Raw genomic sequence first — 21067 nt, forward strand, 5'->3', positions numbered from 1 at the left:
GGAGGGGCACGGTCGCCGGCGCGTTCCGTCGGCCTGAGACTAGCCACCGTGCCGGGCGTGGCACCAGCCGGGGTACACGCTGAGACGACCGTCACAGGATTCTTCCGAGGCCGTGCCAGGCTGGGACGCATGACCGATCCAGCAACCAGACCAGCTGACGACTGGTGGCGTAGCGCCGTCGTCTACCAGGTGTACCCGCGATCCTTCGCCGACGCCAACGGTGACGGGACGGGTGACGTCAACGGCATCCGTGCCCGGCTGCCGTACCTCGCCGACCTCGGCATCGACGCGATCTGGATCAGTCCGTGGTACCCGTCCCCGCTGCTCGACGGCGGGTACGACGTGTCCGACTACCGCGACATCAACCCCGAATTCGGCACGCTGGCGGACGCGGACGCGCTGATCGCCGAGGCGCACGCACTCGGCCTGCGGATCCTGATCGACCTGGTGCCGAACCACTGCTCCTGGGAACACCCGTGGTTCAAGGCCGCGCTGGCGGCGGGTAAAGGCTCTCCGGAGCGCGACCTGTTCTGGTTCCGCGACGGTAAGGAGGGCGGTCTGCCGCCGACCAACTGGCCGGCCGCGTTCGGCGGCGGCGCCTGGCAGCAGATTGACGACGGCCAGTGGTACCTGCATCTGTTCGACATCTCGCAGCCGGACTGGAACTGGGACAACCCGGCGGTGATCGAGGAGTTCGACGCGATCCTGCGGTTCTGGTTCGACCGCGGCATCGACGGGTTCCGGATCGACGTGGCCGACTCGATGGCCAAGGATCCCGCGCTGCCCGACGTACCGCTGCACAACGGGGAGCCGACGCGGGAGAAGTACGTCGGCAACCCGTTCTACGACCAGCCCGGCGTCCACACGATCCATCAGCGCTGGCGGGCGATCGCCGACGAGTACGCCGATACGCCGCAAGGGCCACGGGTGTTCGTGGCCGAGGCCTGGCTGTCGCCGGCCGAGCGGCTGGCGCAGTACGTGCGGTCGAACGAACTGCACTCCGCGTTCAACTTCGACGTACTGCAGTGTGCGTGGGACGCGAAGGAGTTGCGGCAGGTCATCGACCACACCACGGAGAATCTGTGGGCGGTCGGGGCACCGGCGACCTGGGTGCTGAGCAACCACGACACGATCCGGCATCGCACGCGCTACGGCCGGGACCAGCGGGACGCGTTGGAGGGTGCGGGCGTCGTACCGACCGATCTGGAGCTCGGCCGGCGTCGGGCACGCGCCGCGGCGCTGCTCGAGCTCGCGCTGCCGGGTGGTGCGTACGTCTACCAGGGTGACGAGCTTGCGCTGCCCGAGGTCGAGGATCTGCCGGAGGACGTTCTCGACGACCCGACATGGGAACGCTCCGGCCACACCGTCCGCGGCCGCGACGGCTGCCGCGTCCCGATCCCGTGGAGCGGCTCAGAGCCGCCCTTCGGTTTCGGCCCCGGCACCGACCAGCCTTGGCTTCCCCAGCCAGCCGACTGGTCAGCCCTGACCGCCGAGACGCAGGCCAATGACCCCGGCAGCCACCTGAACCTCTACAAGGCCGCGTTGCGTATCCGCCGCTCACACCCAGCCCTCGGCGAAGGCCGCCTCACCTGGGACGACGAAACCCCAGCCGGCGTCCTCTCCTTCACCCGCGATTCGTTCCGCTGCCTGGTCAACCTCAGCGACGCCCCCATCCCCCTCCCGCCGCACCAGCAGATCCTCCTGTCCAGCGAGCCCCTGACCGGCAACCACCTACCCGTCGACGCCACCGCCTGGCTGCAACTCTGACCGCAACACCAGGGGCCGGAGCCGTTCACGCGACTCCAGCCCTCAAGTTAGCGAATATCACGGGGTGGAGAAGTAGACCTTCGCCCAGATCTGGTTCTGCGATCCGTTGCATTGCAGGTTGTACGCCGCACCGCGGGAATTGCTGTCCAGACAGCGCTGGCCGAGGTACGTGAACTCCGCGCCGGTGATGTGAGCCTTCCACAATTGATGCTGGTCCGTCGTACTGCACGGCTTCCCCGAGACCAGACCGGTCGCGGAGCCGCTGCCGAGGACATTGACGCTATTGACGGGAGCGGGAACAGGCAAGGTTCCGCGACTGCAGGTTGATGCAAAAGGCAACGATCGACTGTTGCCACTGACAACAGAAGGCCGGAGCCGCTTGCGCGACTCCGGCCTTCGTCCGGCTTCTGTTACTTGACGCCGCCTGCGGTCAGGCCGGCGACGATGCGTCGTTGGAAGATCAGTACCGCGATCACGAGCGGGATCGTGACCACGACGCCGGCCGCCATCTGACTGCCGAACGGTTGGTCACGGCCCGACGTACCGGTGAACTGAGAGATGATCACGTTCGCGGTCTGGATCTCCTTCTTGTTCACCATGCTGAGCGCGATCAGGAACTCGTTCCAGGCCGCGATGAACGTGATGATCGCGGTCGTGAACACACCCGGTGCCGCCAGCGGCAGGATGATCTTGCGGAACGCCTGCGCCGGCGTACACCCGTCGACCATGGCGGCCTGCTCGAGTTCCCTCGGCATCTGCCGGAAGAACGCGGTCAGGTTCCACACCGCCAGGGGCAGCGCGAACGACAGGCTGGGCACGATCATCGCCTGGTAGGTGTTGATCCAGTTGATGTCGCTGAACAGCTTCTTCAGCGGGATCACCAGCGAGATACCGGGGAACATCGAGGTGGTGATGATGATCGCCAGCACGACGTTCTTGAAGCGGAACTCCAGCCGGGCCAGCGTGTACGCCGCGACCAGGCCGATGATCAGGGTCAGGATCGTCACCGTGCCGGCCACGATCAGGCTGTTCAGCAGGCCGCGCCCGAACCCGGTGCCGGGCTTGAACACGTCCTTGAAGTTGTCCAGCGACCAGGTGGTCGGAAGGAGCGAGTTCTCGAACTGGTCGGTCGGCCGGCGCAGCGCCGACACGAGCATCCAGTAGAACGGCGCCAGGCAGTAGAGAATGATGATCGCGATACCGAGCAGTGGCGCCCACCGCCGGTACCACGGCGCCTCGGCCGACTTGACGTTGACGGCCCTCCTCGGAGCCTTCTCAGCGACAGCCATCACACACCACTCCCCGAGGAACTGGCGGCCGCGGAACCCACGACCACACCAGTCCCCACCTTGTCGCGCCGACGGCGGCCACCGCCACCACCGTTCTTCCTGGCCTGTCGAGCCTCGCCGATCACGTCCGCACCGAGCAGCCGCACGAACACGTACGCGACCACGGCGACGTAGATGAACAGCAGAGTCGCGTACGCCGCCGCCGGCCCGTAGCGGGTCTGGTTGGCTTCCAGGTACGCCAGGATCGACAGCGTCTCGACCGACTCCTTGTTCGGGCCGACCAGGACGAACGGCAGGTCGAAGATGCGCAGCGTGTCGAGGATGCGGAACAGCACCGCCACCAGCAGCGCCGGCTTCACCAGCGGCAACGTGATCCGGCTGAACGTCTTCCAGACGCTCGCGCCGTCCACCTTCGCCGCCTCGTAGACCTCGTCCGGGATCGTCTGCAGACCCGCCAGCACGAGCAGCCCGATGAACGGCGCCGTCTTCCAGGTGTCGGCGATGATCACCGACAGGACCGACTGCCAGCCCTCGGTCGACCACAGGATCTGCGTGCCCAGCATGGCGTTGGCGATGCCGTCGGCCTGGAAGATCCACTTCCACAGCAGCGCCGACACGACGGTCGGGATCGCCCAGGGAACCAGGATGCTGGCCCGGACGATGCCGCGGCCCTTGAACGCCTTGTGCATCACCAGTGCCATCGCGACGCCGATGATGGTCTCCAGGACCACGCAGGTGACGGTGAAGAACGTGGTGTTGTAGAAGGCGTTCCAGAATCGGTCCGCGGTCTCGCCGTGGAAGATCGCGGAGTAGTTCTCGAGCCCGACGAACTCGGACCCCTGGACGACGAAGCCGTTCTCGTCGATGCGCTGACCGCTCGTGTACAGCGACTCGCGCAGCGCCGACAGGATCGGGTACACGACCACCAGGAGCAGCACGATCAGGGTCGGTGACAGCAGCAGTGCGGCCAGCCGTCCGGTGCCTTCGTTGAACGAGCTCCGCCGTGGCTTCTTGGTGGTCTCCTGCTTCGGTCGCTCTGCGACCGGCGCGGATGTACTCACCTCTGCCTCCTTCTCTCCGTCCGCCTTCCGGCGGGCGGTGACAGGCCGGGGCCGGCACGCAGCGTTGCCACTACGCGCCGGCCCCGCGATGGGTCATTGCGTGATGAGCGTGCTCAACTTGGTCTGCAGTCCGGCCAACGCATCCTTCGGTGGCATCGTGCCGGTCATCGCGCCGTACGCCGCCTCCTGGATCGCGGTCGTCACGTCGCCGTACTTGACCACCTTCGGCCGCGACTTCGCGGACTCGATGGAGGCCTTCAGCGGGGCCAGGTACGGGAACTGCTTGTTCAGCGCCGGGTCGTCGTACAGCGACGCCCAGGTCGGTGCCTGCGAGGTCTTCTCGATGTTCGCCTTCTGGCGTTCCTCGCTGGACATGAACTTGATGAAGTCCGCCGCGGTCGCCTTGTTCTTGGCGAACTCCGAGATCGCGTAGTTGTGGCCACCGAGGGTGGACACGCCGCCGCTGGACATACCCGGCAACGGTGCGACCGCGAACTTGCCGTTGATCTTCGACGAGCCGTCGGTCTTCTGAGCCAGCGCGTACACGTACGGCCAGTTGCGGAGGAAGACGAGGCTGCCCTCCTGGAACGCGCGGCGCCCTTCCTCCTCCTTGTAGGTGATGGAGGCCTTCGGGAACTCGCCGGACTTGAGGCCGTCGACGAGGAAGTTCAGGCCCGCCAGCGCTTCCGGGGTGTCGACGTTCGGCTTGCCGTCGTCACCGACGACCACACCGCCCGCACCGTTGACGGCCTCGGAGAAGTTCACCGTGAGGCCCTCGTACTTCTCGAACTGTCCCGCGTAGCAGTTCATCGACTTGCCCTCGGGCAGCGCCTTCACCTTGGCGCACGCCGCGGACATCTCTTCCCAGGTCTTCGGCGGCTGGACGCCGGCCTTGTCCAGCAGGTCCTTGCGGTAGTAGAGCAACCCGCCGTCGGACGTGACCGGGACGCCGTACAGCTTGTCGCGGTACTTCGCCGTGTCCAGCGTCGACGGGAGCAGCTTGCCCAGGTCGGGGAACTGGTCCGGCGGCAGCTCGGTGACCCACCGGTTCGCGGCGAACTCAGCGGTCCAGACCACGTCGAGGTTGAGCACGCTGAACGCGTCGGACTTGATCTGCGCGTTCTGGATCATCTGCGCGCGCTGCTGGTCCGCGGACTCGGGCAGCTCCGACACAGTGACCTTCTCGTCCGGGTGCTGCGAGTTCCACGCCGCGACCTGGTTCGTCAGGTTCCCGGAGGTGTCCTTGCCGGTGGCAAACGTGATCGGACCGCGGCCTTCGAGCGCTGCGCCCCCGGACGAGCCGCTGTCACCGCTGCTGCTCCCGTCGTCACCGCCACCACACGCTGACGCGAGCAGCACCAGGCTGCTGGCGACGGCCACGAACGCGGCCTTGCGTGTATGTGATCGTTCAAACCTCATCGTCTACCTGCCCTCTCCCGATGGGATATCGCTTGGTCCTGCGTAGAACGGGTCACCGTCCCCCACCGCACCGTGTCCCCGCCTGTCCGGACAGTAACCGACATCGAGGGCTCTGTGTTCTGTGCCACACAGCCCGCCGCTGAACAGCCCTGAAACGGACAGCCGCATGGCTGTATGCGACCGCGATTCGACTGCCCGCACAACCAGGTGTTTCTTAACGATTCGGTATTACCGGTTAGTAACCTGACTGAACGCGCCGTGACTGTTCAGAACGACTCCGGGCAGTCGTCATCACGCTCCGGAGCGGATCGCCCGTCAGGCCGTCGAGGCGGAGGCGTCGCCGACGTTCGCGCGAACCCACTCGACGATCTCGGTGGTGGTCGCGCCGGGAGTGAAGATCTTGTGCACGCCGAGCTCGGCCAGCGGCTGCAGGTCGGCGTCCGGGATGATGCCGCCGCCGAACACCACGATGTCGTCGGCGTCCCGCTCGGTGAGCAGTTCGCGGACCCGCTTGAACAGGGTCATGTGCGCCCCGGACAGCACCGACAGGCCGATCGCGTCGGCGTCCTCGGCGATCGCGGTCTCGACGATCTGCTCGGGAGTCTGGTGCAGGCCGGTGTAGATGACCTCCATGCCGGCGTCGCGCAGTGCCCGCGCGACCACCTTGGCGCCACGGTCGTGGCCGTCCAGGCCAGGCTTGGCGACAACGACCCGGAGAGGACTCGTAGCAGGCATGTTCGCAGGCTATCCGGTCCCTTCATCGCGGATAAGACACGAACGTGTGTGTTCCCCGCCACGCCAGGTGGGAACCGGTTACCGTGGAAGAGATCGGACCAATCGGGGGGTCTGGTTGCGTGAGGAGCCGCCGATGAGCGCCTGGCAGGACGAAGTACGTGGCGCAGTGGACGGACTCCTGTACGGCGCCCGGTCCGCACTCTCACCGCGGGTACTCCAGGGCGCGGCCGTCGAGATCGGCTGGCTCACCACCCACCTGGCGATGTACCCACTCGGCCTGGTCGGCAGCTCGGGCTCCCGCACCGAGCGGCTCACCCTGACCGGCCTGACTCCGGCCCAGCGCAGCCTGCTGGTCAGCGACGTCAGAGCCGCCGGTACGCCGATCCTGCTGGCGCACGGGATCATCGACAACCACACCATCTTCGCGCTGATGCGCCGGCAACTGGTGCGTCGCGGGTTCAGCAGCATCCACACGTTCTCGTACTCACCGCTGACGCTGGACGTCCGTCGTACCGCGGAACGGATGGGCGAGGAGATCGAGGCGATCTGCGAGGCGTCCGGGTCGGACCAGATCCACGTGATCGGGCACAGTCTCGGCGGGCTGATCGCGCGGTACTACGTCCAGCGGCTCGGCGGGGATCAGCGGGTGCACACCTGTGTCACGCTCGGGACGCCGCATCAGGGCACCGTCGCGGCCCGGCTGCTGCCGTGGCCGCTGGTGAAGCAGGTGCGGCCGGACAGCGACCTGATGACCGAGCTGGCCGAGCCGGCGCCCGGATGCCGGACCAGGTTCGTCGCGTTCTACAGCGATGTCGACCAGCTGATCGTGCCGCAGCGGCGGGCCCGAATCCGGCACACCGACCTGGTCGCGAGTAATCTGCGGGTTCGCGGCGTGGGCCACCTGTCCCTGCCGTTCCACGGCGAGGTCGTGCATCAGATCACCGAGATGCTGGCCCACCTGGACGAGCAGGACGCCACCGCGGGAACTGCCTGACAAGGCAGCTTTCCGGGCACCGACGGCGAATGCACGTGCAGCCGCTCATGCAAAAGTTTCGTGAAGGACGGGCCCAAAAGGGGGTGGCGGGGTTTGTGGCCTCGTGACCCATCCGTTATGGTGCATGAGCCCGCCGGGGGAATAAAACCTCCCGGAGGGTGCACAGCTTCAAGCCCCTCCTAGTCCCTCCCGAACCTCCAGCCCCTCCCCTGTGACCGAAAGGCCACGTTGTGTCCCAGCACCGTGCCGCGGGAGACCGCGTCACGCCCGGCAACGCTGCGCGCAATCCCGGCGCAGGACGTCACAGTGCCAAGCATCGCGTCGCCAGGCGTAACACCCCCAGCAGTACCCAGATCGTCGGTCTGACCGCAGCCCTGGCTGCGGCGGCAGGAGCTGTGGGATTCAGCCACAGCACCCTCGCCTCGCCGACACAGGCCAACTCGGCGGTGAACCTCGCCGCGCTCAGCCTGGACAACGGGTCGATGTCCGGCATCACCACGGCCCGCATCCAGGCGCGTCAGCTTGCCACCCGTGACTCCTCCCGGGTCCAGCTGGCCGGCAACGACACGAACAAGAAGCAGGCCGCGGCCGCTCAGCTGGCCAAGGCCCGGGCGGCGAAGCTCACCGCGACCCAGGCGCTGACCAGCAAGCGCGCCTCCGCCCTCGCCAAGGCCAAGGCCGCGGCCGACGCGGCGGAGAAGAAGGCCCGCGAGTCCGCCACCCGCTGCGAGATCATGCTGACGGGCTACCACATCACCGCGACCTTCGGTCAGGGCGGCAGCCGTTGGGCCCGCAACCACACCGGCCTGGACTTCGCGGCTCCGGTCGGCACCACCGTCCGCAGTGTGATGAAGGGCGTCGTGATCTTCGCCGACTGGGCCGGCGCGTACGGTCGCCAGGTCCAGGTAAGGCACGAGGACGGCACCGTCACCTGGTACAACCACATGTCGAAGTTCAGCGTGTCGGTCGGCGAGACCGTGTACGCCGGTGACCAGGTCGGCGCGGTCGGCATGACCGGCAACACCACCGGGCCGCACATGCACTTCGAGGTTCACCCCGACGGCGGCGAGGCGATCGACCCGGCACCGTGGTTGCGCGACCACTGCGGCCTGAACCCGTAAATTCTCAGACCCTCACCCGGCGATCTGACTAAGCTGCCGAGCATGCGCCCGGCACCTGGTGAGGTCCTGCACTTCTCCGAAGATCCGACCATCGAGGTCTTCCGGCCGCACGTCGCCAAGACGACGCGAGAGGCCACTCCGTACGTCTGGGCCGTCGGCTACGACCGCGCCCCCGACTACTGGTTCCCCCGGCAGTGCCCCCGCGCGATGGCGTGGGTCGGGCCTGACACCACCCCTGACGACCGTGACCGCATCATCGGCGTCGGCTCCGGGACCCGCGTGCACGCGGTCGAGTACGGCTGGCTGGACGCGATGCGCTCCGTCGAGCTGTACGGCTACCGGCTGCCGGCCACGCAGTTCGACAAGTTCGACGCGGCGTTCGTCGCCACCACGGAGGTCCGGCCACTCGGTGCACCCGAGCGCGTCGGCGACCTGTTCGAGCTGCACGACGAGGCCGGCATTCAGCTGCGCGTGCTGCCCCGCCTGCACGACTTCTGGGCGGAGACCACCACCAGCACCCTCGAGTGGAGCGGCATCCGGCTCCGCAACGCCCGCCCATGACGCCGTACGGCGACCTCGCGGAAGCAGCCTGGACCTGGGTGCTCGAGCAGGTGCAGTGGGACGACGACGGGCCGTGGATCCCGGAGGCGGCCGGTGGCGAGAAGCCGACCGAGTACCGCGACGGCCTGCACAGCGGCATCGGCGGCCTCGCCCACACCCTGGCCGAGATCCGGCTCACCCGCCCGTGGACCGCCGACGAGCAACGCTTCGCATCGGCCCTCGCCGACCGCATCCGCACGACGATCCCGGCGGACACCTCGATCACGTACTTCGACGGCCTGGCCAGCTCGATCGGTGTCCTCACCGCGCTCGGCGAGCCTGGTTCCGGCGGCGCGGTCAGGCGGGCCCTGGAGATCGCTACGAAGGACGGCTGGCCTGAACGCTTCCTCGAGGCGGAGGACAGGTACTACCCGGGTGCAGTGGCCAACGACGTCACGCTCGGGACCGGGGCCGCACTGATGGCCGCTCTGTGGGCCCTCCGCCGCGGGGAGAACGCCCGCCCGCTGGCCGACCGGTCCGCGGACCTGCTGCTGGGCGAGAAGGAGGAGCTGCCGACCGGGCTGAACTGGCAGTTCGTGTCGCGACGGTTCAAGACCGAGGAACCGATCGAGATGCCGAACTTCTCGCACGGACTGGCGGGCATCGCGGCGATGCTGACCGTCGCCGGGGTCGAGCTGGAGCAGCCGGAGTGCGTCGACGCGGGACGGCGCGGTGCCGAGCATCTCGTGACGCTGGGAATCAATGACAGCAAGGGTTTCCGGGTCCCGCGGGTGATCCCGTGGGCAGAGCGCCACGGCGACGAGTACACGTACAACTGGTGCCACGGCGGAGCGGGTACGGCGTTGCTGTTCAGCGCACTCGAGTACGCCGGAGTGGACCAGGTTGCCGGTGAGTCGCCAACAACCTGGCGCCGACGCTGTCTGGACAGCGTCCGGTACTCCGGGATCCCCGAGCGACTCCACCCAGGCTTCTGGGACAACGACGGACGCTGCTGCGGTACGGCGGGAGCCGGCGACGCGTTCCTGGACGCGTGGCACCGCGACGGCGACCCACAGGACCTGGAGTTCGCCGTACGGCTCGCGGATGCCGTGGTCGATCGGGCGATCCGCGAGGGTGACAAGGCGTACTGGCGGTTTGTGGAGCACAAGAACGAGGATCCGCTGCTGCCGCCGGGTGTCGGCTGGATGCAGGGTGCTGCGGGGATTGCGGCGTACCTGTTCCGGATCGAGCGGGTGCTGGGCGGCGGTCAGGACGCTGTGGAGCGGATGGACAACTGGTGGGCGCTCAGACGGTGATGACGACCTTGGCCCGGGCGTGGCCGGACTCGATGTGGCGGATCGCGTCGGCGGCGGCTGCGAGCGGGTAGGTCCGGTCGACCACCGGCGTGAGCTTGCCGGCCTCGGCGAAGTCGCGGAGTGTCGCCAGATTGCCCCGGCTCGGGACCGCGTTGAAGAGCGTCACTCGCTGCGACACAAAGGGTGCTGACAATTTCCCTCTGACCATCAGACCGAGCGGCCCGAAGAGGCTGCCACCGGTGAACAGCCCGCCTCCGGACAGGAGGAGGGTGCCGCGGCGAATCAGCGCCCGGCGGAGAGCCGTCAGGGACCGATTCCCGACCAGGTCGAGCACGGCGTCGTACTGCTGGCCGCTCCGGCTGAAGTCGGTCCGCAGGTAGTCGATGACCTCATCGGCGCCGAGCGAACGGACCAATTCGACGTTCCCGGTGCTGCACACGCCGGTCACTTCCGCGCCGAGGGCCTTGCCGATCTGTACTGCGAACATCCCCACGCCACCGGACGCGCCGTTGATCAGCAGGCGCTGGCCGGGTTGGAGCTTCGCCGTGTCGCGCAAGCCGATCAGGGCCGTGTTCGCGGCCAGCGGGATGGCGGCAGCCTGCTCGTGGCTGAGGTTGGCGGGCTTGGTCTCAAACGATTGCACGCGGACGGCGACGTACTCCGCGAAGGCTCCGGGCGCTTCGCCGTAGACCTCGTCGCCGATCTGGACCCCGGTCACTGCCGGTCCGACCGCCTCGACCGTGCCGGCGAAGTCGGTGCCGCGGATCGGGACGTTGGGCCGGCGCCAGCCGAGATCAGCGGATGGGCGGGCGACGTACGGATCGCCGCGCAGTACGTGCCAGTCGCGGGCGTTGACCGACGCCGCACGGACCTTGACGAGCACCTCGCGATCGGCCGGGACCGGCCGCTCGACGTCGGTGAACTCCAGGACATCCGGCGATCCGTACCGGTGTTGAACGATGGCCTTCATCGCAACCACCCCCATTTTCTTACGTCGTAAGGCTGCCTTACGGCGTAAGAAAATGCAAGAGCTCGCGACGGCAGCGAGCTACTTGAGCCGATCCAGACCGTCGAGGATCAGATCGAGGGAGAACTCGAACTCGGCCTGGTCGTCACACCAGCCCAGCGTGGACTCCGGGTCGTCGTGGGCGATCTCCGACAGCATGCCGACAAGGTTCGGCAGCTGGTCCGCGAGGTCCGCGAGCATCCGCTCGGACTGGTCACCCGCGCCGGCGGACGGATCGAACAGTTCCTGGGAGAACCCCAGCGCCCGGCTGCCGAGCGCGTGCAGGGCGTGGTGGGCGAGGTCGTACGAGAAGCCGCCGGACCGCATCAGCCCGACCAGGCGATCGTGGTACAGCACCACGGCCGGGCGCATCGTCGTACGAGTCTCGAGCAGTCTCGGCGCCCAGGGATGGCGCAGCATGATCTGCCGCGCGGTCAGGATCCGCCGCCGCATCGCGGCCTTCCAGTCGCCCGGCTGACCGTCGTCGCGGTCGACGCTCTCGTTGAGCTCGGCCATCAGTACGTCGACGATGCCGTCGAACAGATCGTTCTTGTTGGCGACGTGGTAGTACAGCGACATGGCCTCGGCGCTGAGAGCCTCGCCGATCCGGCGCATCGTGACGGATTCCAGCCCGTCGGAGTCGGCGATCGCGACCGCGGCCCGCAGTACCCGGTCCCGGCTCAACGGGATCCGGGGTTCGGAGTTCGCCTGCACCGCCACCCGGATCCCCTTCCTACGCTTGATTCGTACAGCGTAAGGCTCAGCGCTGCCAAACCTCGGCGGTGGTGAGGAACGCGGACGAGCCGGGCTTGTCGGGCGAGCCGTCGACCTGGACGAAGCCGGGCACGGAGGCGCCGCCGATCGAGACCGTCGCCGACCGGACCGGGGCGATCACCAGGCTCAGGCTGTGGGTGCCCTCGGCGAGCGGGAAGTCGTCGGTGGCGAACAGCCGCCGGTCCAGTACGCCGCCCATCTCGATCTGGATGTCGGCCGCCTTGGCGCTGAGTCCGTTGGCCAGGTTCATCGACACCTGGACCAGGTCGCGCTCGACCGCGGGCTCGTGCCATGGCAGGCCCTGCACCTCGATGAACGAGCGGACGAAGTACCGCTCCAGCCACGAGGCCAGATCGACGTCCTCCGACACGACCCGGACGATCCCGTCGAACCAGAGCACAACCGCCGTACCGGAGCCGCGGATGGACCAGTCGACCATCCAGATCGAGGCGTACGCCGTCACCTTGCCGTTCTCGTCGAACAGCCGCAGCCCAGGGTTGGCCCCCGCCAGGATGATCCGGCGGTTGCTACCAGCCGACGACTTGGACATGGGAGGACGCTTCCGGGAGGGGGCCGAAGAAGCCTTGATTGTCTCAATCTCCGGCTGGGACGCAATGTAAACGTCCAAAGCTTGACGGGGATATGCCCGGCCGTGACAGAAGTGGTCTCAGATCTTCTCTACCGGCGCGTAGCGGAGGAGAAGGCGTTTGACTCCTTCGGACCCGAAGTCGATGTCGGCCTGCGCCTGCTGGCCGTCGCCGCGGACCACCACGACGGTGCCCATCCCGAAGCTGTCGTGAACCACCCGGTCGCCTGGATTCAGGCTGATCACGGGCTTGTCGGACGCCGTACGACGGGCAGGCTCGTAGCGACTGGGGATGCCGCTGCCGGTCGACGTCCCGGTGCCCGACCAGCGGGTGATGGCCGACTCGTCCCGGCGCCAGTCGAGCAGCTCGGCCGGGATCTCCTCCAGGAACCGTGACGGCGGGTTGTGCTGCGGCGCGCCGTACGCCGAACGGACCGCGGCCCGGGAGATCGCCAGCCGCTGCCGGGCCCGGGTGATGCCGACGTAGGCGAGCCGGCGCTCCTCCTCGAGCTCCTTCATGTCGGTCAGCGACCGGGAGTGCGGGAAGACGCCGTCCTCCATGCCGGTCAGGAACACCACCGGGAACTCCAGGCCCTTCGCGGTGTGCAGGGTCATCAGCGTGACCACGCCACCGTCGTCGGCCGCGTCCGGGATCTGGTCCGCGTCGGCGACCAGGGCGACCCGCTCCAGGAATGCCTGCAGGTCGGAGGCCTCACCGGCGGCAGTGCGCTCCTCGACGAACTCGCGGGCCACCGAGATGAACTCGTCCAGGTTCTCCAGCCGGGTCTCGTCCTGCGGATCCGTCGACTTCTGCAGCTCCTCGTAGTACCCGGAGCGGTGCAGTGCGACGTCCAGGATGTCGTCCGGCGGTGCGCCCGAGTCGACCATCGCGGTCAGCTCGTCGAGGATGTCGACAAAGGCCTGCACGGCGTTCACCGACCGCGAAGCCATCGCCGGCGCGTCCTGGGCCCGCCGCATCGCCTGCGCGAACGAGATCCGGTCCCGCGCGGCCAGCGACTCGATCGCCGCCTCGGCCCGGTCGCCGATGCCACGCTTGGGCACGTTCATGATCCGGCGCAGCGAGACGGTGTCCTCCGGGTTCACCAGCACGCGCAGGTACGCGAGCGCGTCGCGGACCTCCTTGCGCTCGTAGAACCGGACGCCGCCGACGACCTTGTACGGATGGCCGGTGCGGATGAAGACCTCTTCGAACACTCGCGACTGGGCGTTGGTCCGGTAGAACACCGCCACGTCGGACGGCTTCACCCCGTCGGCGTCGGTGAGCCGGTCGATCTCGTCGGCGACGAACTGCGCCTCGTCGTGCTCGTTGTCGGCGACGTACACCGCGATCTGCTCGCCCTGGCCCTGGTCGGACCACAGGTTCTTCGCCTTGCGGCCCTCGTTGCGGCTGATCACCGCGTTCGCCGCGGACAGGATCGTCTGGGTGGAGCGGTAGTTCTGCTCCAGCAGGATCGTCTCGGCGTTGGTGAAGTCCTCCTCGAAGGCGAGGATGTTGCGGATCGTCGCACCGCGGAAGGCGTAGATCGACTGGTCCGCGTCGCCGACCACCATCAGCTCCGCCGGCGGCGCGGTCGGGCCCATCCGGCCCGGCTCGTCCGCGCCGCAGAGCTCGCGGATCAGCGTGTACTGCGCGTGGTTGGTGTCCTGGTACTCGTCGACGAGGACATGGCGGAACCGGCGGCGGTAGTACTCCCGGACCTCGGGGAAGGCCTGCAGCAGGTTGACCGTGGTCATCAGCAGGTCGTCGAAGTCCAGCGCGTTCGCCTGGGCGAGGCGCTCCTGGTAGATCCGGTAGCACTCGGCGTACGTCTCCTCCAGGTGGTTGGAGGTCTTCGCCGCGGCGGTCTCGTGGTCGATCAACTCGTTCTTCTGGGTGCTGATCCAGTTCAGCACGGCGCGCGGGTTGTACCGCTTCACGTCCAGGTCGAGCTCGCGGCAGACCAGCGTCATCAGCCGGCGCGAGTCGGTGTCGTCGTAGATCGAGAACGTCGAGTTGATCCCGAACCGCTTGATGTCGCGGCGCAGGATCCGCACACAGGAGGAGTGGAACGTGGAGACCCACATCAGCTTCGCCCGCGGACCGACCAGGTCCACCACCCGCTCGCGCATCTCGGCGGCGGCCTTGTTGGTGAACGTGATGGCCAGGATGGATCCCGGATGCGCGTCGCGGGCCGCCAGCAGGTAGGCGATCCGCCGGGTCAGCACCCGGGTCTTGCCCGAGCCGGCACCGGCGACCACCAGCAGCGGTTTGCCGCCATGCACGACGGCGGCGCGCTGCTGCGGATTGAGCCCCTCGAGCAGCGCCTCCGGATCGGCCCGGTGCGTCGTGGGCTCCTCCAGCGGCACCGGCAGTTCATCAGGCGAGAACAGCGTAGTCATCACCCAACACCTTAGGCGCTCCCGCCGACAGTTACCGAACGCCGGTTCGAATCGGGTGTCGGCGTTCGTGGTTGACAGCACCCCACGGATGGGCCTTGGGTGGCATCGATGAGTGAGCGGGGGTCGCATCCGGTGTTCGCGCGGATCTACGCGCGCATCCGTCCTGGCCTGGACGAGCACGGCGTGGCCGGGCACCGCAAGCGCCTGCTGGACGGACTGGCCGGCGAGATCGTCGAGATCGGTGCGGGCGACGGCGGCAACTTCGCCCACTACCCGGCCGAGGTGACGCGCGTGATCGCGGTCGAGCCGGAGCCGTATCTGCGCGCGAAGGCCGAACGGCAGGCCACGCTCGCACACGTCCGCGTCGAGGTGGTGAACGGTACGGCGGAACGCCTGCCGCTCGCGGACGGCTCGGTCGATGCCGTGGTGACGTCGCTGGTGCTGTGCTCCGTCCCGGACCAGGCGGTCGCGCTGGCCGAGGCCTTCCGCGCGCTGCGTCCTGGCGGCGAACTGCGCTTCTACGAGCACGTCGCTGCCGCAGCCGGCCGGATGGAGACCGTTCAGAAGGTCCTCGACGCGACCATCTATCCGCGGGTGTCCGGCGGCTGCCATCTGCACCGGGACACCGCTGCCGCCATCACCGCCGCCGGCTTCACCATCACCGAGCTCGACCACTTCAAGTTCCCGCCCACAGGTTCCAACCCGGCCGCCCCGCACATCCTCGGCCGCGCCATCCGCCCGGAGGACTCCTGATGGACACCTCGCGGTTCGACGCTCTGGTCGATCGCATCGAGGTCCTGTACGACGAGGACCGCCGTCGCGACGCCATCGGGCTGCTCGATGCCGAGAGCCCCGGCCTCGAAGCCTGGGCCGCGGATCTGGCCCACATCAAGGCGTGCCTGCTGGCCGTCACCGGCGACCCGGACGCAGCGTTGCGCGTCCTGCAGGACGCGAGTGCGGTCGGTGCGTGGTGGCATCCGTCGATCCTCACCGACGACGACGACCTGACCGCACTGCGGGAACGGCCTGAGTTCCGCACTCTGGTGGAGGTGTCGCGAGACCGGGTCACGGCAGATCCGCGACCGCCTCTGGTCCTGCTGCCCGACGGGCCGCCGGTGGGTGTGGTCGTGGCGTTGCACGGCGCGGGCCTGACAGCGGCACACTCCGCCCGGGACTGGGCCGGCGTACTGCCGCTGAACCATGCGTTGGTCTGCCTCGAGTCGTCCCAGCGGATGTCGCCGATGTACCGGACCTGGCCCGACCGGGACCACGCGGCCGCGGACATCGCCCGCGCGCTCGAACAGTTGCCCACCGAGCTGGACGGCGTCCCCCTGATCGCCGCAGGGTTCTCGGCCGGCGGCCGGGTGGCTCTGGACTGGGCGCTCACCGCTCGCCCGGTCCAGGTGGCCGGTGTCATCGCGATGGCGCCGGCGCTGCGCGAGCTTCCCACGACCGCGGCCGGATCGTTGTCTCCGGCATCAATCTTGATCGGCGCGGACGACGGGCTGGTGGAAACCGTCGACCAGGCCGCGGAGCGCCTGACCGGCTTCGGTTGCACGATCGAGCGACTGCCCGGTCTGGGACATGGCTTCCCGACCGACTTCTCCGACCGGTTGGCCGAGCTCCTGCGTTAGGACAGCTGGCGGGTCAGGTGGAGTTCCACCGGGATGGCAGCGCCTAGCCAGAGCATCTTGGCGGTGTGGTCGTCGCACGAGGTGACGCGCAGGCCGGGGACGCCTTCGATCGTGCCCTCGCAGTCCTTCGCGGCCAGGTGGGCGACGACGTGGGCGAGCTCGGGGCCGTCCAGCCACTCGACCCGGGCCAGGTTGTGGCGCGCCTGCCACATGTCGACCCACCCGGCCGGGTCCTCGCCGAACAGCGTCGTGCGCAGGATGTCCGAGACCGCGCCGAGCAGCGTGGCGGACGGGGTGGCCATCAGTTCCAGCAGGAGGCGTTCCTGATCGGACAGGTCGTCCGCCACCAGGATCGCGTTGTCGCCCAGATTCACCCGCAGGAGCCTGCCACAGGAACAGCTTTGCTCTGAGCAGACTTGCCGTCAGCAGAAAAACTGGGGTACGCCGGTTCGCCCGGTCAGTGTTGAGGACATGGCTGAAGACAACAAACCTCCGCTGTTCAACGAGACCACCCGGCAACGGCTGCTCGCGCAGCGGATCGTCGTCCTGGACGGGCAGCTCGACGACGACAACGGGACGCTGCTGGCGACCCAGATGCTGACGCTCGCGGCCGAGGACCCGAAGACCGACATCGCCTTGTGGATCCATTCCCTCGGCGGCTCGGTGCCGTCGATGCTGGCGATCCGCGACGTGATGCGGCTGGTGCCGTGCGACGTGTCCACACTGGCGATCGGCCTGGCCTGCAGCGCCGGGCAGTTCCTGCTGTCGGCAGGTACGCCGGGCAAGCGCTACGCACTGCGGCACGCGCGGGTCCTGATGCACCAGGGCTCGGCCGGGATCGGCGGGTCCGCGGTGGAGATCGAGATCCAGGCCAACGACCTGCGGCACATCCGCGACACCGTGCTGGCCCTGATCGCCGAGGACACCGGGCAGTCGTTCGACACCGTGCACGAGGACTCGCTGCACGACCACTGGTACACCGCCGAACAGGCCCGCACGTACGGCTTCATCGACCACATCGTCGAGAGCTTCGACCAAGTCATGCCCAAAGCAAAGGCGGCCGCCGCATGAACGAACGAAGTGAGTTCATCATCAAGCACAGTGCATCTCGTGTCTCATCCGCGCCCGGAGCGAAGCGAGGACGTGGATGAGCACTTACACCATCCCGAACGTCATCGCCCAGCATCCGCGGGGCGAGCGGATCATGGACGTCTACTCGCACCTGCTCAGCGAACGCATCATCTACCTCGGTACGGCGATCGACGCGGGTGTGGCGAACGCCCTGATCGCGCAACTACTGCACCTGGAGGCGGACAAGCCCGACCAGGAGATCAACCTCTACATCAACTGCGAGGGCGGCGACATGACCGCGATGCTCGCGATCTACGACACCATGCAGTACATCCAGGCGCCGATCTCGACGCTGTGCGTCGGGCAGGCGATCGCGGCGGGCGCAGTCCTGCTGGCCGCCGGAGAGCAGGGTCGCCGGGCCCTCCTGCCGCACGCCCGCGTGGTCCTGCACCAGCCGGCAGCCCGCGGTCAGGGCACCATCCCGGACTTGATCCTGCAGGCCGACGAGGTGGTCCGGGTGCGCGGACAGGTGGAGTCGATCCTGGCCGAGCACACCGGTCAGTCGATCGAGCGGCTGCGGCACGACACCGACCGCGACCACGTGCTGACCGCCGAAGAGGCCAAGGAGTACGGCATCGTCGACCAGGTGATCCAGCACCGGGTGTCACTGGCCGCCTTCGCCTGAGGCTGTGCCCCCGGGCGAGGTGGAGTCAGCGGCCGCGAGGACCGCGTCGGCGACAGCGGCGTGGTGGGCCATGTCGGCTTTCGGGCGCCCGAGCCGGTCGGTCAGGAGCGCGTAAGCGATCCGCCGGTCCGGGTCCGCCCAGCCGACACAGCAGTTGCTGCCGTTGTGCCCGAACGCACGCGGGCTGCTCGTCGCGCCGAGCGACGAGATAGCGTCCGGCAGGAACCGCGGTCCGCCGAGCTGGAAGCCCTGCGACCACCGGATCGGTGCCCGCACGGTCCGGTCCAGCTCACCCTCGCTGGTCGGCTCCACCGCCACGGCCAACGACTCGGGTCGCAGCACCCGCCCGACCGGACCGACCCCGCCGTTCAACAGGGCCAGGTAGAACGCGGCCAGATCCCGCGCGGTGGTGGAGATCCCAGCCGCCGGTACGACGGCCTCACGAGTACTGCGCCGATTCAGAACCGACTGGATGAACGGGCCGGCGGGTCCGGACACCCGGACCGGGACGTGCCGGTCCCACAGGTCGGCGGGCAGCCCGAGGTAGGTGTCGGCGACGCCCAGTGGTCCGAGGACAGAGCGCCGTACCAGCTCGTCGATCGGGAGACCGCTGCACCGGTGCGCGACCTCACCGAGGATGAAGCCGAAGGCGAGCGGGCTGTAGGCAACAGTGCCGAGCGGCCAGCGTGGTCCGGCTTCCTCGATCCGCTCCAGCGAGCGGCCCCAGTCCGCCATCGAGCGGACGTCGCCGAGGTACGACTTGCCAACAGTCAGGCCGGAGCGGTGCTGCAGCACGTGGCGGACCGTGATGTCGCGTTTGCCGTTGTGCGCGAACCCGGGCCAGTACGCCGCCACCGCGTCGTCCAGGTGCAGACGCCCGGACTCGACAAGCTGGTGGATCACGACGGCGATGTACGGCTTGCCGGCCGAGAACAGCCAGAAGAGCGCATCAGGTGGACAACCGAACGACAGGTCGACGGCCACCCGGCCGTCCTTGATCACACACAGCTGCGCGACCCCAGGACGGCCCCGGACCAGCTGGACCGCCTCGCCCAGCCGGTCGGCATCCAGACCGGCGTCGCGCGGTTCGCAGTCGCCGCCGAAATCCATCGTTCTCACCTCCCCCTGTCACCCAGCTTGCCGCGCAGGACAAGTTAGGGTCGATCAGATGAGCGTGCCTGTGGGGAATCCGCGTCCGGACAACGAGATCGAGCGGGTGCTGGTGGTGGTCGCCCATCCGGACGACATCGACTTCGGCGGCGCCGGCACGGTGGCGCTCTGGACCAAGGCCGGCATCGAGGTGCAGTACTGCATCGTCACCGACGGCCAGGCGGGCGGCTTCGAACCGGATCGGGACCGTGCCGAGATTCCCGCCGTACGGCGAGCCGAGCAGACCGCCGCCGCGCAGCACGTCGGCGTCCGGGACCTGCACTTCCTCGGGTACGTCGACGGCGCGGTCGAGCCGACGCTCGAGCTGGTCCGCGACATCAGCCGCATCGTCCGCAAGGTCCGTCCGCAGCGCCTGCTCACCCAGTCACCGGAGCGGGTGTGGTCGCGCCTGCAGGTCTCGCACCCCGACCACCTGGCGGCGGCCGAGGCCACGGTCCGGGCGTTCTACCCAGCCGCCGGCAACCCGTACGCGTACCCGGACCTGGCCGAGGAAGCCTGGGACGTCGACGAGCTCTGGATGATGGACCATCCGGAGATCAACCACTACGTCGACATCACCGACACCTTCGACCAGAAACTGGCCGCGCTGATGTCACACACCAGCCAGCACCGCGACCCCGACGGCCTCCGCTCCGGGATCCGGGCCCACTTCGCCCAGGTCGCCACCGACGCGGGCATGCCGGCGAACCACTACGCCGAGGACTTCACGGTCATCCGGCTGCGCTAATTGCTTTGCGGGCACGTCGGCGAGGAGACAGGGTGCGGGCATGACGATCAATCATTGGGTGGTTGGAGATGGGCCTGCCGTGCTATTGGTGCACGCCGGCGTGGCGGATGCACGAATGTGGGCGCGGCAGGTCGACGAGCTGCGGGAGAACCACCGGGTGATCACGCTGGATCTGCGCGGGTACGGCGAGACTCCGCTCGAGGTGGGGGCGAAGTACTCCGACGCGGGCGATCTGCTCGCGGTGCTCGACGAGGTCGGCGCCGATTCGGTGGCCGCCATCGGATCGTCGTACGGCGGGTACGTCGTACAGCAGGCGGCGAGCCGGCAGCCGGAGCGGTTCAATCGGCTGGTGCTGCTCTGCGCACCGACGGATGACGTGCACCCGACGGACGACCTGCGCGCGGTGTGGGCCCAAGAGAACGAGCTGATCGAGGCCGGTGACGTCGACGGCGCCACGGACCTGATGGTGCGGAGCTGGATCGGGCCGGACGCGGACGACGACGCGCGGGAGCTGCTCCGGGCGATGCAGAAGCGAGCGTACGAGCTTCAGATCGCGGCAGGTGACGTCGACAACGAGGAGTACGCCGTCGAGCCGGAGAAGCTGACCATGCCGGTGCGGCTGATCACCGGTGCGCACGACTTCCAGTTCTTCGCGGACTGCGCGACGTACCTGGCCGAACGGCTGCCGAATGTCGAGCGGATCGACTTGCCGTGGGCCGGGCACCTGCCGACGCTGGAGCGCCCCGGCGAGGCCGGGGCGCTCATCAGCTGA

Annotated in this window: 22 protein-coding genes; 11 read left to right on the forward strand and 11 right to left on the reverse strand. The window is 68.3% G+C overall.

What is annotated here, in order from left to right; translation table 11 throughout:
* Nucleotides 1-129 precede the first annotated feature (129 nt).
* Nucleotides 130-1767: a glycoside hydrolase family 13 protein gene (locus E0H73_RS08385; protein ID WP_131352917.1), complete on the forward strand. Its 1638-nt coding sequence runs from the start codon at nucleotides 130-132 to the stop codon at nucleotides 1765-1767.
* 57 nt (nucleotides 1768-1824) lie between these two features.
* Here E0H73_RS08385 and E0H73_RS08390 read toward each other — a convergent pair whose 3' ends face one another.
* From E0H73_RS08390 to E0H73_RS08410, 5 genes are all read right to left on the reverse strand, one after another.
* A complete protein-coding gene (locus tag E0H73_RS08390) occupies nucleotides 1825-2073 on the reverse strand; it encodes a hypothetical protein (protein WP_131352918.1) in 249 nt (82 codons plus the stop codon).
* A gap of 104 nt (nucleotides 2074-2177) precedes the next feature.
* Complete coding sequence (locus E0H73_RS08395) at nucleotides 2178-2924, reverse strand: carbohydrate ABC transporter permease (protein ID WP_202867299.1); 747 nt, start codon at nucleotides 2922-2924, stop codon at nucleotides 2178-2180.
* Between the two features lie 131 nt (nucleotides 2925-3055).
* Entirely contained in the window at nucleotides 3056-4117 is a 1062-nt protein-coding gene (locus E0H73_RS08400) for a carbohydrate ABC transporter permease (protein WP_131352920.1), read from the reverse strand.
* A gap of 93 nt (nucleotides 4118-4210) precedes the next feature.
* Nucleotides 4211-5536, reverse strand: coding sequence for an ABC transporter substrate-binding protein (locus tag E0H73_RS08405; protein ID WP_131352921.1), 1326 nt, complete (start codon nucleotides 5534-5536; stop codon nucleotides 4211-4213).
* A gap of 315 nt (nucleotides 5537-5851) precedes the next feature.
* A complete protein-coding gene (locus E0H73_RS08410; RefSeq protein WP_131352922.1) occupies nucleotides 5852-6271 on the reverse strand; it encodes a coenzyme B12-dependent isobutyryl CoA mutase small subunit in 420 nt (139 codons plus the stop codon).
* A gap of 133 nt (nucleotides 6272-6404) precedes the next feature.
* Here E0H73_RS08410 and E0H73_RS08415 point away from each other — a divergent pair, with 133 nt between their 5' ends.
* The 4 genes from E0H73_RS08415 (at nucleotide 6405) to E0H73_RS08430 (ending at nucleotide 10242) form a co-directional block, all read left to right on the forward strand.
* The gene (locus E0H73_RS08415; protein ID WP_131352923.1) at nucleotides 6405-7265 is read left to right on the forward strand and encodes an esterase/lipase family protein; all 861 of its coding nucleotides are present in this window, start codon (nucleotides 6405-6407) and stop codon (nucleotides 7263-7265) included.
* Between the two features lie 395 nt (nucleotides 7266-7660).
* Complete coding sequence (locus E0H73_RS08420) at nucleotides 7661-8386, forward strand: M23 family metallopeptidase (RefSeq protein WP_238163890.1); 726 nt, start codon at nucleotides 7661-7663, stop codon at nucleotides 8384-8386.
* Nucleotides 8387-8428: 42 nt separating this feature from the next.
* A complete protein-coding gene (locus E0H73_RS08425; protein WP_131352924.1) occupies nucleotides 8429-8947 on the forward strand; it encodes a DUF6886 family protein in 519 nt (172 codons plus the stop codon).
* On the forward strand, nucleotides 8944-10242 hold the full coding sequence (locus E0H73_RS08430; protein WP_202867259.1) for a lanthionine synthetase LanC family protein: 1299 nt from the start codon (nucleotides 8944-8946) through the stop codon (nucleotides 10240-10242). The genes E0H73_RS08425 and E0H73_RS08430 overlap by 4 nt, the downstream gene beginning before the upstream one ends.
* Here E0H73_RS08430 and E0H73_RS08435 read toward each other — a convergent pair.
* The 4 genes from E0H73_RS08435 to pcrA all read right to left on the reverse strand — a co-directional run bounded on the left by E0H73_RS08435 (nucleotide 10232) and on the right by pcrA (nucleotide 15008).
* Complete coding sequence (locus tag E0H73_RS08435) at nucleotides 10232-11212, reverse strand: NAD(P)-dependent alcohol dehydrogenase (RefSeq protein ID WP_131352925.1); 981 nt, start codon at nucleotides 11210-11212, stop codon at nucleotides 10232-10234. The genes E0H73_RS08430 and E0H73_RS08435 overlap by 11 nt on opposite strands.
* Nucleotides 11213-11290: 78 nt before the next feature.
* On the reverse strand, nucleotides 11291-11968 hold the full coding sequence (locus tag E0H73_RS08440; RefSeq protein WP_202867260.1) for a TetR/AcrR family transcriptional regulator: 678 nt from the start codon (nucleotides 11966-11968) through the stop codon (nucleotides 11291-11293).
* 40 nt (nucleotides 11969-12008) lie between these two features.
* The gene (locus E0H73_RS08445) at nucleotides 12009-12572 is read right to left on the reverse strand and encodes a hypothetical protein (RefSeq protein ID WP_131352926.1); all 564 of its coding nucleotides are present in this window, start codon (nucleotides 12570-12572) and stop codon (nucleotides 12009-12011) included.
* 117 nt (nucleotides 12573-12689) lie between these two features.
* Nucleotides 12690-15008 carry a DNA helicase PcrA gene (pcrA, locus tag E0H73_RS08450; RefSeq protein WP_131352927.1) on the reverse strand — a complete coding sequence of 773 codons (2319 nt, stop codon included), beginning with the start codon at nucleotides 15006-15008 and terminating at the stop codon, nucleotides 12690-12692.
* Nucleotides 15009-15116: 108 nt separating this feature from the next.
* Between pcrA and E0H73_RS08455 the strand changes: the two genes are divergently transcribed.
* Together E0H73_RS08455 and E0H73_RS08460 are read left to right on the forward strand one after the other, a co-directional pair.
* Nucleotides 15117-15761 carry a class I SAM-dependent methyltransferase gene (locus E0H73_RS08455; RefSeq protein WP_131352928.1) on the forward strand — a complete coding sequence of 215 codons (645 nt, stop codon included), beginning with the start codon at nucleotides 15117-15119 and terminating at the stop codon, nucleotides 15759-15761.
* Nucleotides 15761-16642 carry an alpha/beta hydrolase gene (locus tag E0H73_RS08460; RefSeq protein WP_131352929.1) on the forward strand — a complete coding sequence of 294 codons (882 nt, stop codon included), beginning with the start codon at nucleotides 15761-15763 and terminating at the stop codon, nucleotides 16640-16642. Before E0H73_RS08455 ends, E0H73_RS08460 begins: the two co-directional genes overlap by 1 nt.
* On the opposite strand, the gene E0H73_RS08465 is transcribed toward E0H73_RS08460, so the two are convergent.
* On the reverse strand, nucleotides 16639-17016 hold the full coding sequence (locus tag E0H73_RS08465; protein ID WP_131352930.1) for a hypothetical protein: 378 nt from the start codon (nucleotides 17014-17016) through the stop codon (nucleotides 16639-16641). The genes E0H73_RS08460 and E0H73_RS08465 overlap by 4 nt on opposite strands.
* A gap of 97 nt (nucleotides 17017-17113) precedes the next feature.
* Between E0H73_RS08465 and E0H73_RS08470 the strand changes: the two genes are divergently transcribed.
* Nucleotides 17114-17713 carry a ClpP family protease gene (locus E0H73_RS08470; RefSeq protein WP_131352931.1) on the forward strand — a complete coding sequence of 200 codons (600 nt, stop codon included), beginning with the start codon at nucleotides 17114-17116 and terminating at the stop codon, nucleotides 17711-17713.
* Between the two features lie 76 nt (nucleotides 17714-17789).
* A complete protein-coding gene (locus E0H73_RS08475) occupies nucleotides 17790-18398 on the forward strand; it encodes a ClpP family protease (protein WP_131352932.1) in 609 nt (202 codons plus the stop codon).
* On the opposite strand, the gene E0H73_RS08480 is transcribed toward E0H73_RS08475, so the two are convergent.
* Nucleotides 18378-19508 carry a serine hydrolase domain-containing protein gene (locus tag E0H73_RS08480; protein WP_131352933.1) on the reverse strand — a complete coding sequence of 377 codons (1131 nt, stop codon included), beginning with the start codon at nucleotides 19506-19508 and terminating at the stop codon, nucleotides 18378-18380. The two genes, E0H73_RS08475 and E0H73_RS08480, sit on opposite strands and share 21 nt — an antisense overlap.
* A gap of 58 nt (nucleotides 19509-19566) precedes the next feature.
* On the opposite strand from E0H73_RS08480, the gene E0H73_RS08485 reads away from it, so the two are divergent.
* A complete protein-coding gene (locus E0H73_RS08485) occupies nucleotides 19567-20295 on the forward strand; it encodes a PIG-L deacetylase family protein (RefSeq protein ID WP_238163891.1) in 729 nt (242 codons plus the stop codon).
* A gap of 40 nt (nucleotides 20296-20335) precedes the next feature.
* Nucleotides 20336-21067 carry an alpha/beta fold hydrolase gene (locus tag E0H73_RS08490; protein ID WP_131352934.1) on the forward strand — a complete coding sequence of 244 codons (732 nt, stop codon included), beginning with the start codon at nucleotides 20336-20338 and terminating at the stop codon, nucleotides 21065-21067.

Origin of the sequence: Kribbella pittospori (genome assembly GCF_004331465.1) — a bacterium.
GTDB lineage: Bacteria > Actinomycetota > Actinomycetes > Propionibacteriales > Kribbellaceae > Kribbella > Kribbella pittospori.

Coding starts and splice junctions, on each gene's coding strand:
- E0H73_RS08385 (WP_131352917.1), top strand. CDS start 130: ATGACCGATCCAGCAACCAGACCAGCTGACGACTGGTGGCGTAGCGCC.
- E0H73_RS08395 (WP_202867299.1), bottom strand. CDS start 2,924: ATGCTCGTGTCGGCGCTGCGCCGGCCGACCGACCAGTTCGAGAACTCG.
- E0H73_RS08405 (WP_131352921.1), bottom strand. CDS start 5,536: ATGAGGTTTGAACGATCACATACACGCAAGGCCGCGTTCGTGGCCGTC.
- E0H73_RS08410 (WP_131352922.1), bottom strand. CDS start 6,271: ATGCCTGCTACGAGTCCTCTCCGGGTCGTTGTCGCCAAGCCTGGCCTG.
- E0H73_RS08415 (WP_131352923.1), top strand. CDS start 6,405: ATGAGCGCCTGGCAGGACGAAGTACGTGGCGCAGTGGACGGACTCCTG.
- E0H73_RS08425 (WP_131352924.1), top strand. CDS start 8,429: ATGCGCCCGGCACCTGGTGAGGTCCTGCACTTCTCCGAAGATCCGACC.
- E0H73_RS08430 (WP_202867259.1), top strand. CDS start 8,944: ATGACGCCGTACGGCGACCTCGCGGAAGCAGCCTGGACCTGGGTGCTC.
- E0H73_RS08435 (WP_131352925.1), bottom strand. CDS start 11,212: ATGAAGGCCATCGTTCAACACCGGTACGGATCGCCGGATGTCCTGGAG.
- E0H73_RS08445 (WP_131352926.1), bottom strand. CDS start 12,572: ATGTCCAAGTCGTCGGCTGGTAGCAACCGCCGGATCATCCTGGCGGGG.
- pcrA (WP_131352927.1), bottom strand. CDS start 15,008: ATGACTACGCTGTTCTCGCCTGATGAACTGCCGGTGCCGCTGGAGGAG.
- E0H73_RS08455 (WP_131352928.1), top strand. CDS start 15,117: ATGAGTGAGCGGGGGTCGCATCCGGTGTTCGCGCGGATCTACGCGCGC.
- E0H73_RS08460 (WP_131352929.1), top strand. CDS start 15,761: ATGGACACCTCGCGGTTCGACGCTCTGGTCGATCGCATCGAGGTCCTG.
- E0H73_RS08470 (WP_131352931.1), top strand. CDS start 17,114: ATGGCTGAAGACAACAAACCTCCGCTGTTCAACGAGACCACCCGGCAA.
- E0H73_RS08475 (WP_131352932.1), top strand. CDS start 17,790: ATGAGCACTTACACCATCCCGAACGTCATCGCCCAGCATCCGCGGGGC.
- E0H73_RS08480 (WP_131352933.1), bottom strand. CDS start 19,508: ATGGATTTCGGCGGCGACTGCGAACCGCGCGACGCCGGTCTGGATGCC.
- E0H73_RS08485 (WP_238163891.1), top strand. CDS start 19,567: ATGAGCGTGCCTGTGGGGAATCCGCGTCCGGACAACGAGATCGAGCGG.
- E0H73_RS08490 (WP_131352934.1), top strand. CDS start 20,336: ATGACGATCAATCATTGGGTGGTTGGAGATGGGCCTGCCGTGCTATTG.